Origin of the sequence: Pseudomonas sp. AN3A02, from assembly GCF_011765255.1 — a bacterium.
Lineage (GTDB): Bacteria > Pseudomonadota > Gammaproteobacteria > Pseudomonadales > Pseudomonadaceae > Aquipseudomonas.
Window position 1 is genome coordinate 66,999 of record NZ_JAARNI010000003.1, and the last position, 16,398, is coordinate 83,396.

Annotated in this window: 11 protein-coding genes; all 11 read left to right on the forward strand. The window is 64.0% G+C overall.

Translation table 11 applies throughout. The features are described from left to right. The first annotated feature begins 343 nt into the window (after window positions 1-343). Genes tagH through HBJ59_RS14835 form a run of 11 tightly spaced genes read left to right on the forward strand, consistent with a single transcriptional unit; the run spans window position 344 to window position 16,350 of the window. Window positions 344-1,672, forward strand: a complete 1,329-nt coding sequence (tagH, locus tag HBJ59_RS14785; protein ID WP_167663991.1) for a type VI secretion system-associated FHA domain protein TagH — start codon at window positions 344-346, stop codon at window positions 1,670-1,672. 52 nt (window positions 1,673-1,724) lie between these two features. Further along, window positions 1,725-2,231 carry a type VI secretion system lipoprotein TssJ gene (gene tssJ, locus HBJ59_RS14790; RefSeq protein ID WP_076013174.1) on the forward strand — a complete coding sequence of 169 codons (507 nt, stop codon included), beginning with the start codon at window positions 1,725-1,727 and terminating at the stop codon, window positions 2,229-2,231. A 14-nt stretch (window positions 2,232-2,245) separates the two neighbouring features. Beyond that, window positions 2,246-3,580, forward strand: coding sequence for a type VI secretion system baseplate subunit TssK (tssK, locus tag HBJ59_RS14795; protein WP_076013173.1), 1,335 nt, complete (start codon window positions 2,246-2,248; stop codon window positions 3,578-3,580). 6 nt (window positions 3,581-3,586) lie between these two features. Further along, window positions 3,587-4,876, forward strand: coding sequence for a DotU family type VI secretion system protein (locus tag HBJ59_RS14800; protein ID WP_076013172.1), 1,290 nt, complete (start codon window positions 3,587-3,589; stop codon window positions 4,874-4,876). Continuing rightward, window positions 4,873-8,373, forward strand: coding sequence for a type VI secretion system membrane subunit TssM (tssM, locus tag HBJ59_RS14805; RefSeq protein WP_167663992.1), 3,501 nt, complete (start codon window positions 4,873-4,875; stop codon window positions 8,371-8,373). Before HBJ59_RS14800 ends, tssM begins: the two co-directional genes overlap by 4 nt. Continuing rightward, window positions 8,370-9,023 (forward strand): type VI secretion system-associated protein TagF, encoded by a 654-nt coding sequence (gene tagF / locus HBJ59_RS14810; RefSeq protein ID WP_167663993.1) that lies wholly within the window; start codon window positions 8,370-8,372, stop codon window positions 9,021-9,023. The genes tssM and tagF overlap by 4 nt, the downstream gene beginning before the upstream one ends. Continuing rightward, window positions 9,024-9,743, forward strand: a complete 720-nt coding sequence (locus HBJ59_RS14815; protein ID WP_076013169.1) for a PP2C family serine/threonine-protein phosphatase — start codon at window positions 9,024-9,026, stop codon at window positions 9,741-9,743. It abuts the gene before it with no gap. Further along, entirely contained in the window at window positions 9,740-12,757 is a 3,018-nt protein-coding gene (locus tag HBJ59_RS14820; RefSeq protein ID WP_167663994.1) for a serine/threonine-protein kinase, read from the forward strand. The genes HBJ59_RS14815 and HBJ59_RS14820 overlap by 4 nt, the downstream gene beginning before the upstream one ends. Further along, window positions 12,757-13,461: an ABC transporter ATP-binding protein gene (locus HBJ59_RS14825; protein WP_076013167.1), complete on the forward strand. Its 705-nt coding sequence runs from the start codon at window positions 12,757-12,759 to the stop codon at window positions 13,459-13,461. The genes HBJ59_RS14820 and HBJ59_RS14825 overlap by 1 nt, the downstream gene beginning before the upstream one ends. Further along, window positions 13,461-14,645: an ABC transporter permease gene (locus tag HBJ59_RS14830; RefSeq protein WP_167663995.1), complete on the forward strand. Its 1,185-nt coding sequence runs from the start codon at window positions 13,461-13,463 to the stop codon at window positions 14,643-14,645. Before HBJ59_RS14825 ends, HBJ59_RS14830 begins: the two co-directional genes overlap by 1 nt. Continuing rightward, on the forward strand, window positions 14,638-16,350 hold the full coding sequence (locus tag HBJ59_RS14835; RefSeq protein WP_063033839.1) for an SUMF1/EgtB/PvdO family nonheme iron enzyme: 1,713 nt from the start codon (window positions 14,638-14,640) through the stop codon (window positions 16,348-16,350). Before HBJ59_RS14830 ends, HBJ59_RS14835 begins: the two co-directional genes overlap by 8 nt. Window positions 16,351-16,398 lie beyond the last annotated feature (48 nt).

Here is a 16,398-nt window from a genome sequence, read left to right on the forward strand (position 1 = left end):
GAACTTTGCATGTTTTCTTGGTCATATTTAGCGCTTTGACATCATGCTGATTTCAAAGTGCCATCATTGGTGTTCAAGAAGTTGTGCATTTTTGGTGTAGTACTTATGCCTTGTCAAGGTAAGCTATTCGCCCTCTATGACAGATGTGCGGTGCTTAACATCCTGCGCGACCGATCAGTCGAAGCAGGTGCCGAGGCAGGATTTTTGTCATACAGGCCGGTTAAGATCAGCTATTACGCGGGTTGAAGCAGGCTTTCAAGGTGTTGAAAGGATCTGTCGTGGATCCCTCGGGAGCATTTCTCCCAGGGAACGGCCGCGCGCGAAGTATCAGCAAGGAGGCATGATGTCGCTGTGTTTGACTATCACTAGTTATCACAAGATTACCCCTGGCCAGTGCCCTGAAAAGTCCATGGATCAGGGAGCGATGGCTATTGGCCGCGGTTCCGAAAATGACTGGATACTGCCTGACCCGGAGCGCCTGGTTTCCACGCAGCATTGCGTTATTCAATACAAAGATGGTCGTTATTATTTAACCGATAACAGCACTAACGGTGTTGAGCTAGTCAACGCCGGCATCCGTTTGCGCCGGGGAAACAGCGAGCCATTGCAAGACGGTGAGCTGATCCGCATCGGTGATTACGAAATCCAGGCGCGTATCGATTTCAACCTGAAAGTGACAGATACCCCGTCTTTCACCGGTGACGCCTCCAACAGCTTCGAAGCCCTGATGGGCGCCGCCGTGAGCACCCCGACGCCGCACCCGGTGATCGCGCCGCAGTTCCAGGGCGCCTCGTCGATGGACACCCTGCCGGACCTGTTCGACTTCCTCGCGCCCACCAGCGTACCGCCGGCCACCGTGCACGACCACGTACCGGCCGAGCAACACGACTTCCGTCCGCCGACACCGCTGCCCGTGGCTGAACCGCCTGCGCCTGTGGTCTCGGGCTCAATCATTCCCGACGACTGGGATTTGTTTGGCGATGCACCGGCACCCCAGCCTGTTGCGCCGCCGCCACTACCTCCTCCAACACCGATTATCGAGCCTCCCAAGGTTGAGCAGCCGCTCCCTGTGGCCGACGCCAACCCACCCGATTTGCTGCAAGCCTTCCTGCGCGGTGCCGGCCTCGATCAGTTGCGGCTGGACAAGGCCCAAGCCGAAGCCCAGATGGAAAGCATCGGCCGCAGCTACCGGTTGATGGTCGAAGGTTTGATCGACGTATTGCGTGCCCGCAGCAGCCTCAAGGGTGAGTTCCGCATGCAGCAGACGGTGATTCAGCCGGTGGAAAACAACCCGTTGAAATTCGCCCCCAACGCCGATGAAGCGTTACTGCTGCTCCTACGTCACAGCAACCAGGCGTTTATGGCGCCGGACGTGGCGGTTCGCGACAGTTTCGACGATCTGCGCGCACACCAATTGGCGGTAATGGCCGGGGTCGAAGCCGCCATCAAGCACCTGCTGACGCGCTTTGAACCGGCGCAGCTCGAAGAGCGCATGGGCAAGCCCGGCGGGCTGTCGAGCATTTTCAACGGTTCGCGCCAGGCCCAGTACTGGCAGCAGTTCACCGAGCTCTACAGCAATATTTCCCGCGAGGCCCAGGAAGATTTCCAGGACTTGTTCGGGCGTGAATTCAGCCGTGCCTACGAAGAGCACAGCAGCCGACAGCGTCACTAACAACGCAGTACATGGAACAACGGATAGCTAAGTACGTCATTGAGGACGCAGGATGATTCCCAGGTTTTTACTCGCAGCCGCCACCGCGCTTCTGCTGACGGCGTGTGCCAAGGATGCGGCCAAGCCCGAAGCCCCCGAGGCTGAGGCAGACACCGCCGCCGTCGAGCTGCATTTCCACGCCATCACCGGGCTCAACCCCGGCGCCAATGGCCAGGCAGCCCCGGTACGGGTGCGGATTTTCGAACTGAAAAACGCCGCCACCTTCAGCCGTTCCGACTACTTCGCCTTGGCCGATCGCGCCCAGTCGACCCTCGGCCTCGACCTGCTCGACCAGGACGAAGTGGTGATCCAGCCCGGCCAGCAATTGAGCATTCAGCGCGACCTCGACCCGTCCACCCGCCAGATCGGCCTGCTGGTGGGCTATCGCGAACTGGACCGCGCCGTGTGGCGCACCGTGCTTAACGTGCCGGCGCGCCAATACACCGAATACCAGATCAGCCTCGATGTGCATGCGGTGCGTGCCGACGTCGTGGTTCCCCCATCCAGCCCTGCCCAATAAGAATCGGAGCCCCCATGTCCTGGAACAATCGCGTGGTCTGGTCGGAAGGCATGTTCATCGGAACGCAGCACTTCCAGCAGCATGACCGTTACCTGGAAAACCTGATCGATGCGCGCAGCCGCCCGTTGTCGGCAGGGGCCTGGGGCTTCTCCGAATTGTTGATCGACCAGGGCCTGTTGGCCCAGGGCAAGCTGGCGATTGTCTCGGCACGCGGTTTGTTGCCCGACGGTACGCCGTTCAATATCCCCCAGGACGACCTGGCGCCGAGCCCGTTGAACATCGACGACCACCTGCGCGATGGCCTGGTCTACCTGGCGCTGCCCCTCAAGCGTGCGGGCGCCCGCGACACCGTCGACGAAGGCGAAGCCCTGGAAGCGGCGCGCTACGTCAGCCAGGTGCGCGAAGTGCGCGACGACAACGCCCCCTTTGAAAACCGTGCGCCGGTGGCGGTCGGTTCCCGTGCCCTGCGGCTGTTGACTGCCCAGGATGGCATCAGCGATTACGCAGCCATCGGCCTGGTGCGCATCAAGGAAAAACGCGCCGACCGCGCCCTGGTGCTGGACGACAGCTACATCCCGCCGGTACTCGACGTGGCTGCCAGCAAACCGCTGACCGCGTTTCGCAGCGAACTGCTGGGCCTGCTGCACCAGCGCGGCGAAGCGTTGGCCGGGCGCGTAGTGGCTTCGGGCGCCGGTGGAGCTTCGGAAATTGCCGACTTCATGCTGTTGCAACTGGTCAACCGTGCCCAGCCGCTGATCCAGCACCTGAGCCAGTTGAGCCCGCTGCACCCAGAGCGTTTCTTCAGTGAGCTGGTGAGCCTGGCCGGCGAGTTCTCGACCTTCTCCACCACTGGCCGCCGCCCCCAGGAATACCCGCAATACCAGCATGACGACCTGGCCCTGAGCTTCACCCCGGTGATGCAGGCGCTGCGCGAAGCACTGTCGATGCTGATCGACAGCAAGGCCACGCCGATCCCGATTGTCGAGAAAGCCTACGGCGTGCACGTGGCGATGCTGGCCGACAAAACCCTGATCGACAGCGCCAGTTTCATCCTGGTGGTGCGCGCCGATGTGCCGGGCGAAACCCTGCGCGCGCGCTTCGGCCAGCAAAGCAAAGTCGGGTCGGTGGAACACATTCGCGACCTGGTCAACCTGCAACTGCCGGGCATCGGCCTGCTGCCGCTGCCGGTGGCGCCACGGCAGATTCCGTACCACGCAGGCAGCACCTATTACGAGCTGGACCGGGGCAGCGAGCACTGGCAGCAACTGAGTAATTCCGGCGGCTTTGCGTTCCACATCGCCGGCCAGTTCCCGGGGTTGAACCTGGCTTTCTGGGCCATCCGAGGATAATCCGCGATGCATCCCAATGACGATGACCGCACCCAGTTCATGCCGCGCCCGGGTGGCCGCGCACCGGAGCCGGTTCGCGCAGAGACGGCGCCGCTGTCGATGCCTGCCGCGCCGATCCTGACCGGCAAGGCCCAAGGCCTGAACCCACTGGAAAGCGCCGCCGGCCCGCTGCTGTCGCTGCTGACACGCCTGCGCAACACCATTTCCCACCCGGCGCCGTCGAGCCTGCGCGCGCAATTGCTGGCCTACCTGCGCCAGTTTGAAGAGCGTGCCGAGGCCGCCGGCGTGGCCCGCAATGACGTGCTGCTGGCGCGTTACGCGCTGTGCACCGCCCTCGATGAAGCCGTGCTGAGTACGCCGTGGGGCAGTGCCAGTGACTGGGGCAAGCAGAGCCTGCTGATCACCGTGCACAACGAAGCCTGGGGCGGCGAAAAGGTCTTCCAGTTGCTGGATCACTGCCTGCAAAGCCCGCGGGAACGCCTGTACCTGCTGGAACTGCTGTACCTGTGCCTGTGCCTGGGTTTCGAAGGTCGCTACCGCGTGATGAACGACGGCCGCAGCCAGCTGGAAGCCTTGCGCGAGCGCACCGCGGCGGCGATTCGCAGTGCCCGTGGCGAGCATGAACGCGAGCTGTCGCCCCATTGGCGCGGCGTGACCGTGGCCCGTGATCGCCTGGCGCAATTCATGCCGCCGTGGATTGCCGTGGCGATCGGCGTGGCGCTGTTGCTGGCGTTGCTGTTCGGGTTGCGGATGAAACTGGCGTCGGATGCCGAGCCGGTGTTCAAGAATATTCATGCCCTGGGCGAGATCCCGGTGCAGGCCATCGACCGTCCAGTCGCCCAGCCGAAAATCATTGAGCGACCACGCCTGGCAGGCTTCCTGGTGGAAGACATCAAGGCCGGTCGCGTGGCTGTGGAAGATGCCGTCGACCGCTCCGTGGTGACCATCCGTGGCGATGAACTGTTCGCCTCGGCCAGCTCCAGCATCGTCGATGACTTCCAGCCGCTGATGCTGCGCATCGCCGACGCCATCCGCAAGGTCAAGGGCCAGGTGCGCGTCACCGGCCACAGCGATAACCGTCCGATTGCGACCCTGCGTTTCCCGTCCAACTGGGCGCTGTCCGAGGCGCGGGCCAAGTCGGTGCTGGAGATTCTCGCGGCCAAGACCGGCCAGGCGGAACGCTTCAGCGCCGAGGGCCGTAGCGACACCGAGCCGGTGGCGACCAACGCCACTGCTGAAGGCCGTGCGCGCAATCGCCGGGTAGAAATCACCGTATTGGCGGAGGGGGTCGAGTGAAGGCGTTTTTCAGTTTTTTGATTCGCTGGGTGATCCCGTTGCTGGGCCTGATCGCCTTAAGCCTGATCATCTGGTTCGTGGGGCCGTTGCTCGATGTGCTGGTGCCGGAAGGGCGCCGCTGGGCGCTGATCATCCTGGTGTTCGCGGTGTGGATTGCCTACCGCGTGTTCCGGATTATCCAGGCCCGCCGCCAGGCCGCCGAAGTGATGCGCAGCCTTGCCGCAGAAACCCCGGCAGACCCGGCCAGTGTCGCCACTGCCGAAGAGCTGGCAACCCTGCGCCAGCGGATGGACGAAGCCCTGGCCCTGTTGAAAAAGGCCAAGCTGGGCGGTGACGAGCGCCGCAACCTGTATGAGCTGCCGTGGTACGTGATCATCGGCCCGCCGGGTTCGGGCAAGACCACCGCGCTGGTCAATTCCGGCCTGCACTTTCCCTTGGCTGCGCAGTTGGGTGCCGGTGCGGTAAGGGGCGTGGGCGGTACGCGCAATTGCGATTGGTGGTTTACCGACCAGGCCGTATTGCTCGACACCGCTGGCCGCTACACCACCCAGGACAGCAACTCCACTGTAGATAAAGCCGCCTGGCTGGGCTTTCTCGACCTGCTGAAAAAGCAGCGTTCCCGGCGCCCGATTGACGGCGCATTTATCGCCATCAGCCTCTCGGACCTGCTGCTGGGCAGCGACGCCGAGCGTGCCGCCCATGCCGCCGCGATCCGCCTGCGCATCCAGGAGCTGTACACCCAACTGGGCGTGCGCTTCCCGATCTACCTGATGCTGACCAAGCTCGACCTGGTGCCGGGCTTCATGGAGTTCTTCGACAACCTGAGCAAGGAAGAGCGCGCCCAGGTGTGGGGCATGACCTTCGCCCTGGACGACGGCAAGAACAGCGACAGCCCGTTGGCTCATTTGCAAAGCGAATTCGCCGGCCTGGAACAGCGGCTCAACGAGCGCCTGGTGGAACGCCTGCAACAGGAGCGCGACCCGGCCCGGCGCGACCTGATCTACGGCTTCCCGCAGCAGTTCGGCGCATTGAAGGATTGCCTGCAAAGCTTCCTCGAAGGCGTGTTCAAACCCAATGCCTTTGAAGAGCGCGTCTTGCTGCGCGGCGTGTACTTCACCAGCGGCACCCAGGAAGGCAGCCCGATTGACCGCTTGATCGGCGCCATGGCCCAGAGCATGAACCTGGACCGCCAGCACCTGGCGCGCCAGACCGGCACCGGGCGCAGCTATTTCATCGAAAAACTGTTCACCGCCGTGGCGTTTGCCGAGCGTGGCCTGGTGGGCGTCAACCCGAAGGTCGAGCGCCGCCGCAAGTGGATTGCCCGTGGCGTGCTGGCCGCAACCGTGGCGTTGGTGCTGGTCGTCAGCACGCTGTGGTGGGTGAGTTATCGCGCCAACCAGGCCTACATCGCCCAGGTTGACCAGAAGGTCGCACCGCTGGGCCAGACCGTGCAGAACCTGAGCCCGGCGCAACGCGAAGTGCTCGCGGTATTGCCGTTGCTCAACGCCGTGAAGAACCTGGCGGGCGACTCGCCGAGCTGGTCCGAAGGCTTGGGCCTGTATCAGGGCGACATGCTCGAAGCCGAATCCGCCAGCGTCTACCGCAAGCTGTTGATTGCCGTGTTCGCGCCCCGTTTGGTGACGCGCATCGAAGAGCAACTGCACGGCGGCGGCAATTCCGACTTCCTCTATGAAGGCTTGAAGGCCTACCTGATGCTCGCTGACAGTGAGCATTACGACCCGGACTTCATCAAGGCCTGGATCGCCCTGGACTGGGACCGCAACCTGCCGCGCGACCTGCCGGCGGACCAGCGCCAGGCACTGATCGGGCACTTGCAGGCCTTGTTCGAGCGGCATCCGCCCAGCGCCCGGCTTGACCCGCGCTTGATCGACGACCTGCGTCGGCAACTGCAGCAACTGCCGGTGGCCCAGCGCGTCTACGACCGGATCAAGCGCCAGAAATTGCCGGAAGGCGTGCCGGACTTTCGCATCAACGAAGCGGCGGGCCGCGATGCCGCGCTGGTGTTCAGTCGCAAAAGTGGCAAGCCGTTGGGTGAGCCGTTGAGCGGCTTCTTCACCGCCAAGGGTTATCGCCAGGGCTTCCTGCTGACCAGCCTGAACCAGACCGGCACCCTCGCTGAAGAGCAATGGGTGCTGGGCCGCGAGCCGGCGGATCAACAGAATGTGGTCAGCCTCGCGGCCGACGTGCGTCGCCTGTACTTCCAGGACTATCAACGCCAGTGGGACGCCTTGCTGGCCGACATCGACTTTGTGCCGATCACCAGCGTGGCCCAGGCGGCCGACGTTTTGCGGGTGATTTCCGGACCGACCTCGCCGCTGAAGAAGCTGCTGGTGGCGGTCTCCAAGGAGACCGACTTGCAGGCGGAAGAACGCCTGCTGGCCGCCAAGGGCGCGCCGGTGGAAGGTGGCGTGGACAAGCTCAAGGAACGTCTCGGCAGCCTGCTTGGCCAGGACCAACCAACCGCGAATGCACCAGCGGCCAGTGAAGATCCGGTGACCGCGCACTTCGCCGAACTCAACAGCATCGTCAGCAAGAACGAAGGCGAACCGGCGGCCATTGATGGCCTGCTGTCGGACATGAATGCGTTGTATGTGCAGGTCAGCGCCATGGTCGGCGCCAGCGGCGATGCGTTGCTCGGCGAAGCGAAAAACCAGGCAGCGGCTGCGGCCACGCGGGTCAGCCTGAATGCCGAACGCCAGCCGCCGCTGGTGCAGGGCATGGTCAAGTCAGTGGTCAACTCCACCACCAACAGCATGATGGGCGGGGTGCGTAACCAGTTGAATGCGGCGTGGGTCAGTGAAGTGGTGAACGTGTATCGCCAGTCCCTGGCCGGGCGTTATCCGATGTCGCCCGGCAGTGCGCGGGACGCGACCCTGGATGACTTCGGGCAGTTCTTTGGGGTGGGCGGGGTGATGGACAACTACTTCCGCAAGTACCTGCAACCTTACGTCGACACCTCCACGCAAACCTGGCGCTGGCAGCCGGGCGCGGCGCAGAAGCTCGGCATCGCGCCGGGCGTGCTGCAAACCTTCCAGCGCGCGGCAACCATTCGTGACGCGTTTTTCCGCGCCGGTGGCACTCAGCCGATCGTGCGCTTTGAACTCAAGCCGGTGGCGATGGACGCGACCATCACCCAGTTCCTGTTGGACCTGGACGGCCAGCAACTGAGCTACGACCACGGCCCGAGCCGCCCGGTCGCGATGCAGTGGCCGAACCCCGGCAGCATTGGCGTGGTGCGCATCTCCATCATGCCGCCGTCGGCCAGTGGGCGCTCCGGTGTGACGCTGGATGGCCCGTGGGCATGGTTCCGGTTGCTGGAACAATCGGACCTGACCGCCGGCAATTCGCCGGACCGTTTCAACCTGCGCCTGCGGGTCGACGGCGCGAGCATCTCCTACGAGTTGCGGGCCAACAGCGCCTTCAACCCGTTCAAGAGCCGCGTGCTTAACGGCTTCAGCCTACCGGAGCGGCTATGACCACGCTGGGTTTCTACGGCAAGTTGGCCAGCCGCGGCGACTTTGTCAGTCGCGCGCTGCCGCAGAGCTTTATCGGTCCTTGGGACAGTTGGCTGGCGTCCGGGCTGCTCGCCAGCCAGACCCGCCTTGGGGCTGACTGGTTGAACGCTTACCTGGTCAGCCCGCTGTGGCGTTTCGTGTTGGCACCCGGTGTGTGCGGGCCGGACGCGGCGGTGGGCGTGGTGATGCCGAGCATCGACCGGGTAGGGCGCTATTTCCCGCTGACCGTGGCTGCGCTGTTGGATCACGACAGCGACCCAGCCTCCGTCGTCAGCGGCCCGGACGCTTGGTTTGAACAGGTGGAAGAACTGCTGTTGAGCACGCTGGATCCCGGTGCCACCTTCGAAGGTTTCAGCGACGGGATCGAATCCCTCGGCGCTCCAGCCTGCCAACCACGCACCTTGGGTAGCCGCTTTGCCGGCCTGCAACGCGTCGCTGCCACAGACCCGCAAGCGCGGATGACTGCGCTTGCCGAACAGGCCTGCGAAGGCGCGAGCCTGTGGTGGGGCCGTGGTTCGCAACAGATTTCCCCCGGTTTATTGCGGTGTCAGGGCCTGCCTGCCGCCGACGATTTTGCGCAATTTTTGCTTGGCCAAGAAGGTGTTGTGTAGATGCGGTCCACGTTCAAATCCGCCAGCAAAAGCCATGTCGGCATGGTTCGCCAAGTCAATGAAGACGCCTGCCTCGACCTGCCGGAAAACGGCCTGTGGGTGGTGGCCGACGGCATGGGCGGGCATGCGGCAGGGGACTACGTCAGCAGCCTGATCGTCGACAGCCTGCGCAGCATTCCCGTCGGCCGTTCCCTTGAGGAATACACGGCGGCGTTGCGCAGCGACCTGTTGCGGGTCAACGGCGCAGTACGCGAAGAAACCGCCCACCGTGGCGTGAGCATGATGGGCAGCACCGTGGTGTTGCTCGCCACCCGAGGCTTGCGCGGTGTGTGCTTGTGGGCCGGCGACAGTCGCCTGTACCGCCTGCGGGATGGCGTGCTGGAAGGCATTTCCCGCGACCACAGTTACGTACAGGATTTGCAGGACAGCGGCCTGCTCAGCGAAGCCGACGCCCGGGTGCATCCACGGGCGAATATCGTCACCCGCGCGATTGGCGTGGAAGCGCAGTTGGCGTTGTCGTCGGTCGACCTGTTGATCGCCCCCGGCGACAGTTACTTGCTGTGCAGCGACGGCCTGAACAAGACCGTCGAGGACCACGAGATTCGCGAAGTGTTGAGCCATGCCGAGCCCGACGAAATCGTCCGCAGCCTGGTGCACCTGGGGCTCAATCGCGGCGCGCCGGACAACATCACCGCCATCGTTGTGAAGGTGTCGACATGAACATCGTCATTCCCGGCTACGACATCGAAGGCGAAATTGGCGTTGGCGCCATGGCCAGCGTGTACCTGGCGACCCAGCGGTCCCTGGAGCGCAAGGTGGCGCTGAAGATCATGGCGGCGGCGCTGGCGGCCGACCCGAGCTTCTGCGAACGCTTCCTGCGCGAAGGCAAGACCCTGGCGCGCCTGTCCCACCCGCATACCGTGACCATCCATGACATCGGCAATGTCGGTGAGCTGTATTACATGGCCATGGAATACCTGCCCAATGGCACGCTCAAGGAGCGCATCGCCGCTGGCCTGACGCCGGAGCAGGGGCTGACGTATATCCGCCAGATCGCGTCGGCGCTGGGCTATGCCCACGCCCAGGGGTTGGTCCACCGTGACGTGAAGCCGGCGAACATTCTGTTCCGCGCGGATGGCACGGCGGTGTTGTCGGACTTTGGTATCGCCAAATCCCTGGATGACCGCACGCAGTTCACCCAGGCCGGATTTGCCGTTGGCACGCCGAGCTACATGAGCCCGGAGCAGGCGCGGGGCCAGGAGATTGATGGCCGCGCCGACCTGTATGCGTTGGGCGTGGTGCTCTACGAAATTCTGGTGGGCAAGCTGCCTTATAACGGCACCGATGCGCTTTCCACTGCGCTGGCGCACCTGACTGAACCGCTGCCGGAATTACCGGTGCATCACGGGCGTTATCAGGAGGTACTGCGCAAGCTGCTGGCCAAAGACCCGGCGGAACGTTTCCCGGATGCGGCGGCGTTGCTGGCGGCGCTGGATCAGTTGCCGAAGGAGGCCGAGGTCGAGGCGACGTTAATTCGGCCTTTGCCGATTCCGCTTTCGGTCACGAATGACCTGGCCGGATTGACGCCGGTATCGATCGAAATTCCGACTGAAAAGCCGCAGCCACAACCCGTGCGCCAGCCGGTGGTAGCACCGACGCAACACTCCGCCGTGTCCGAACAGAACCGTGGGCCGATGATGGCGTTGGCAGCGGTTGCCGTAGCGGTCGCGCTGGCGATTGGTGGCGCGAGTTACTGGTGGTTGAAAGATGACGCACCCGCCGCGTCGCCGGTTGCCGACGCGGTCAAGGCCGTCACGCCGCCTGCCACGCCGCCTGCCGCGCAACCGGTTACGGCGCAGGCCGATGGCGGCCAACGGCCGTTGCTGATGGCAGGCAAGAAAACCCTGTTCCAGCGGGTACTGAGCAAGCCCGGCGCGAAATTGTCGAGTGACGCGGGCGGCACGGCAGGCGAGGGTTTGCCGGCGTTTTCGGTGCTCTACGTCTACCAGCGCAAGGACGTCGACGGCAGCCCGTGGCTGCGGGTTGGCGCTGCCACCGACGGGCGCAGCGACGGCTGGTTGCCGGCGGCGCAAGTCAGCGACTGGAAGCAGAGCCTGGTGCTCAAGTTCACCGAGCGATCGGGCCGGGCGCCGGTGATGTTCCTGCGCCAATCCGCAGAAGTGGAAAAACTGCTGGCTGATCCGGCGGCGGCGAAAAACCTGCTGCTCAAGGTGCAGAAAAACAGCGAGGACAACCAGCAAGTGCTGGCCCTGGAACCCACCGCCAGCGCCGTCCCGCAGAACCAGTTCTACTTGCTGCCGATCTTCGACTCCAAAGAGAGCTTCGACGAAAACGGCCAGCCGGTGCAGTTGCTCAACGTCGCCTCCATCGACCCCGGCAGCACACCGAACACCATTGCCAAGGCCGTCGGCCGAACCCCGGTGACCGACGCCCACGCCGATGCCTTCCGTACGGCCGTGGTGCTGGTGGTCGACACCACCGTGTCCATGCAGCCGTATATCGACCAGGTCCGCGACGTGGTCCACGAACTGCAAACCCGTATTGCCGAACGTGGTGAGTTGGACAGTGTGAGCTTTGGCCTGGTGGGCTTTCGCAACAGCATCAGGAAAACCCCGGGCTTGGAATACGTGGCCAAGACCCTGATCACCCTCGACCAGGGCCGCGACCCGCAACGCTTCCTCGACATGGCGCGGCAGGTGAAGGCGTCCACTGTGTCCAGCCACTCGTTCAACGAAGATGCGTTCGCCGGTGTGATGCAGGCGGTGGAAGGCATGGACTGGTCCGGCTACGGCGGGCGCCTGATCCTTCTGGTGACCGACGCCGGTGCGCTGCGCAAGAACGACCCGTTCGCCACCACCCAGATGAACGAAGCCGAAGTACGCCAGGCTGCATTGGGCAAGCAGATCAAGATCTACGCCCTGCACCTGCGCACCGACGCCGGCAAGAAAACCCACAGCGGCGCCGAAACCCAGTACCGCACACTCACCGCCGACGCCAACCCGCAGATCGGCGACCTGTACACGCCGGTGCCCGGTGGCGATGTGCGCAAGTTCGGCGAGCGGGTCGACGAGATCGGTACGGTGTTCGCCAACCTGGTGCATCAGGTGCGCAGCAACACGCCGCAGGCGGTGCCGCTGCTCAGCACCGCGCCGACCCTGGCGGACAAATCCGCCGCCGTCGGTTATGCGATGCACATGGATTTTCTCGGCCGCAAAACCGCGAGCCAGGCGCCGCAACTGGTGAGTGCCTGGACCGCCGACCGCGACCTGACCAACACCGCACTGCCGGCCTTCCAGGTGTGCGTGATGTTGACCAAATTGCAGCTCAACGACTTGCAGCAGTCGCTGAAACTGATCGTCGACGCGGCGCGTAAAACCCAGACCTCACCGAAGGATTTCTTCCAGGAAATCGCCAGCGCCTCGGCCTACATGAGCCGCGATCCACAGGCCTTGAAAAAAGGCGGCAACCTGGCGGACGGCGGCATCCTTGGTGAATACCTCGAAGGCCTGCCGTACCGCAGCAAGTCGCTGAACATGACCCAGGATTTGTGGCTGTCGTTGAGCGTGGCCGAGCAGGAAGACTTTATCGACGAGCTGGACTCGAAGATCCGCCTCTACGAAACCTTCCACAACGACGTGGCGAACTGGGTCCGTTTCGGCGATGCCGAGCCGGGTGATGCGTTGTACCGCGTGCCGCTGTCGACGCTGCCGTAATGCTGAACTTGAGCGCAGTGCACAAGAGCCGGGGCGTTGGTGCCCAGCGCTACAGCCTGGTGATTCCGGGCCTGCAACTGCGTGCGGGTGAACAGTTGGCGGTGGTTGGGCCGAGCGGCTGTGGCAAGAGCACCTTGCTGGATTTGCTGGCGTTGGTGCTGGCACCGGATCAGGTCGGGCAGTTCGATTTCAACCGCGTCGACATCGCCGGGCTCTGGCGCGGCGACCAGCAAAGCACGCTGGCGGACCTGCGCAGTCGGCACCTGGGTTATGTACTGCAAACCGGCGGCCTGCTGGGTTTTCTCGATGTGCGCGGCAACATTGCGTTGTCGCGGCAACTGCTGGGGTTAAAGGATGACGGCAGTGTGGCGCGGCTGGCCGAGCAGTTGGAGATCACTGATCAACTGGATAAGAAACCGGCGGCGTTGTCCGTCGGCCAGCGTCAGCGGGTCAGCTGTGCGAGGGCACTGGCTCACGGTCCGCAGCTGTTGCTGGCGGATGAGCCCACCGCTGCGCTTGACCCGTTGAACGCCGAGCGGGTGATGCAGGCACTGTTGGCCCAGGCCCGGAATAACGGCGCGTGCTGCGTGATCGCTACCCATGATGAACCCCTGGCCCGGGCCAGTGGCTTGCAGGTGCGGCGCATCAGTTGCCGTCGCGACACCGACGGCGGTGTCACCGCGACCCTCGGGGAGGCCTGCTGATGCGTATCGCACTGGTGGCTTCCCTGGCCTGGCAGGATTACCGCAACGACGCGTGGCTGTCGGTGTGTTCGGTGCTCGCGCTGGTGGCGGTGATCGCACCGCTGTTGGTGTTATTCGGCCTGAAATATGGACTGGTTAGCAGTTTGACCGAACGTTTGGAAAACGACCCGGCCACCCGGGAAATTATTCCGTTGGGCGGTGGTCGATTCAGCAGTGAGTTTGTCGAGCAGCTCCGCCAGCGCGGCGACGTGGCGTTTGCCTTGCCACGCACTCGGCAAATTGCGGCGACGGCGCAGTTGGGCGCCGTGACGGTAGAGATGCTGCCGACCGCCGACAACGATCCATTGCTGGCCGGTATGCCGATGCCCAAGGGCCTGGATCAAATCGTGCTGAGCCAGACCGCCGCCGAGAAGCTCGGGGCAAAGGCCGGGGATTGGCTGGAGGCGGTTTTTGGTCGCCAGGTGGCGGGGCGGGTCGAGTCGCAGCGCACTCGGGTTCAAGTGCTGCAGGTCTTGCCGTTGGAAGCTTTCGCTCGGGATGGACTGTTTGCGCACTTGGGCTTGCTGGAAGCGGCGGAAGACTATCGCGATGGCCGCGCGGTGCCGGCGTTTGGCTGGGACGGCGATGCGGTGGGTGTGAGTGAGCAGCGGGTTTACCCGGCGTTTCGTTTGTATGCGCGGCGCCTGGTGGATGTGGAACCGCTGCGGGTGTATTTCGCCGGGCAGAATCTGTTGGTGTCGACCCAGGCCCAGACCATCGCACAGGTGCAGTCGTTGAGCCGCAACCTGTCGATCGTGTTCTGGATCATCGCCGGGCTGGCGTTGGCGGGCGCGTTTGCCGCGATCTTTGCCGGGGCGCTGGCAGCGGTAGAGCGCAAGCGTCGGGAGTTGTCGGTGTTGCGGCTGTTGGGGTTTTCCACCGCCGGGCTGTTGCTGTTCGTGGTGTTGCAGGCGCTCTACAGCGCCGGGTTTTCCGCTGTATTGAGTGGCGTGTTGTATGGCCTGGCGCAGTCCGGCCTGAACCAATTATTCGTGCAGGTGCCGGGCGAGTACGCCAGTCACCTGCTGGCGCGTCACTACGGCCTGGCCTTGGCCGCTGTCCTTGGCGTCAGCGCCGTGGCGGCGGCCTGTGGCGGTTGGCGTGTGGCGCGGATCCAGGCTTCTGAAGGAATCAGAGATGTATAAGTTACTGGGCGCCGCCGTGGCGCTGACCCTGTCCTGCGTGGCCTGGGCCGATGAGGCGAGCGACAAGCTGGACAACCCCAAGCCGTTGCCGGACGACGTCAGCCTGCCGCTGCCCTGCGAAGGCAACATGGTGTTCCGCTACGCCTATGTGCTGGCCCAAGGCACCCTGGATGACCGCGAGATCAGCCTCGGCTACCCGTTCAGCGAGGGCGAGGCGGGCTACCAGCAGTCGTTCATTTCCGGTTATCGCCGGGACTTCATCAACGGCCAGTTCACCCTCAAGGACCTGCCCAAGGACTGGAACAAGGTCATCGCGCCGCTGATGCCCAAGACCGACGCCAAGACCCCGCTCAAGCCGATGCTGTACTTCATCGGCAAGTACGAAGTCACCGCACGGCAATACGCGCAGGTCATGTCCCAGGCGCAGTCCCTGGCCAGTGGCGAGCCGGCCCCGGCGTGCGACGTACCCACCGGCATGGCGGCGCGCCTGCCCAAGGTCAAGCTGTCGCGCTTTGAGGCGGAACGCTTCTCGGCGGTGTACAGCGCGTGGCTGATGAAGTATCACCGCGAGCTGCTGCCGGTGAGTGGTCGCGGTGCTTCGGCGGATGACGGCGGCCTGGGTTTTGTGCGCCTGCCTACCGAGGTGGAGTGGGAGTTTGCCGCACGCGGCGGCCAGGCAGTCAGCCGTCAGGACCTGGAAGGCCGGCTGTTCCCACGGCGCACCGAGGGCAGCGAAAGCGACGGCCCCCTCGCCGATTATGCGGTGTTCAATCAGGTCGCCGGTGGCACCGGCCAGGCCGCACGCTTGATGCCCATCGGCACCAAGTTGCCCAACCCGATCGGCATGTTCGATGTGATCGGCAACGCGGCGGAAATGGTCCAGGAGTCCTTTCAACTGGTGCACGCCGGGCGTCGTCAGGGCACCTATGGTGGGTTCGTGGTCAAGGGCGGCAACTACCTGGAAGGCGAGGGCACGCTGTTCACCGGCATGCGCCGCGAGTACCCGTTGTTCGCCGCTGACGGCACCGAACAAAGCAACGAGACCACCGGCTTTCGCGTAGCGATTGGCGCCTTGTCGGCACCGCGCTCGCGCTACAAGGAACTGTTCGCCCAGTGGCAGAAAGAAGGCCGCCTGGCCTCGCTGACCGACGCCATCGACGACGCCCAGGACCCGACCAAGCGCCTGGACAGCATCATCGCCGCGAGCGTCGACCCGCGCCTGCAAGCCGAACTTGGGTTGGTCAACGAAGAGCTCAAGCGCAACGTCTCGCTGATCGCCCAGCAGCGCGAAGAAGCGGCCGGTAACCTGATTCAGTCTGCAGCCCTGGTGGCCGAGACCATCAACAACTACAACATCCGCCTGATCAATTTGCAGAAGAGCCGCCAGCAGGCTATCGACGCCAAGGATGAAGCCAGCGCGCAGCTGTTCGCCACGGCCATCACCAATGGGCGCAGCGCGCTGGATGGCGCGGTCGCGATCTATATCGACAACCTGGCCACCGGCACGCGCTACACCGATGCCGTGATCCAGGCGCAGTTTCAACGGATCAAGGAAGAGTTGGATCGCAAGCCGGTACTGGGCAAGAGCCTGGTGACGCGCGCGACGTTATTCGTTCGCCATGTAGGCAACTACCGCAAGCAACAGCGGGCCGACCCGGCGACGATTTTGAAGGAATTGCTCGCAGCGAGCGGTCAGCGGTCTTGACCGTTGGTTGTATGGCGAGCTTGGAAAGGACTCAGGCGGCGGTGGGCC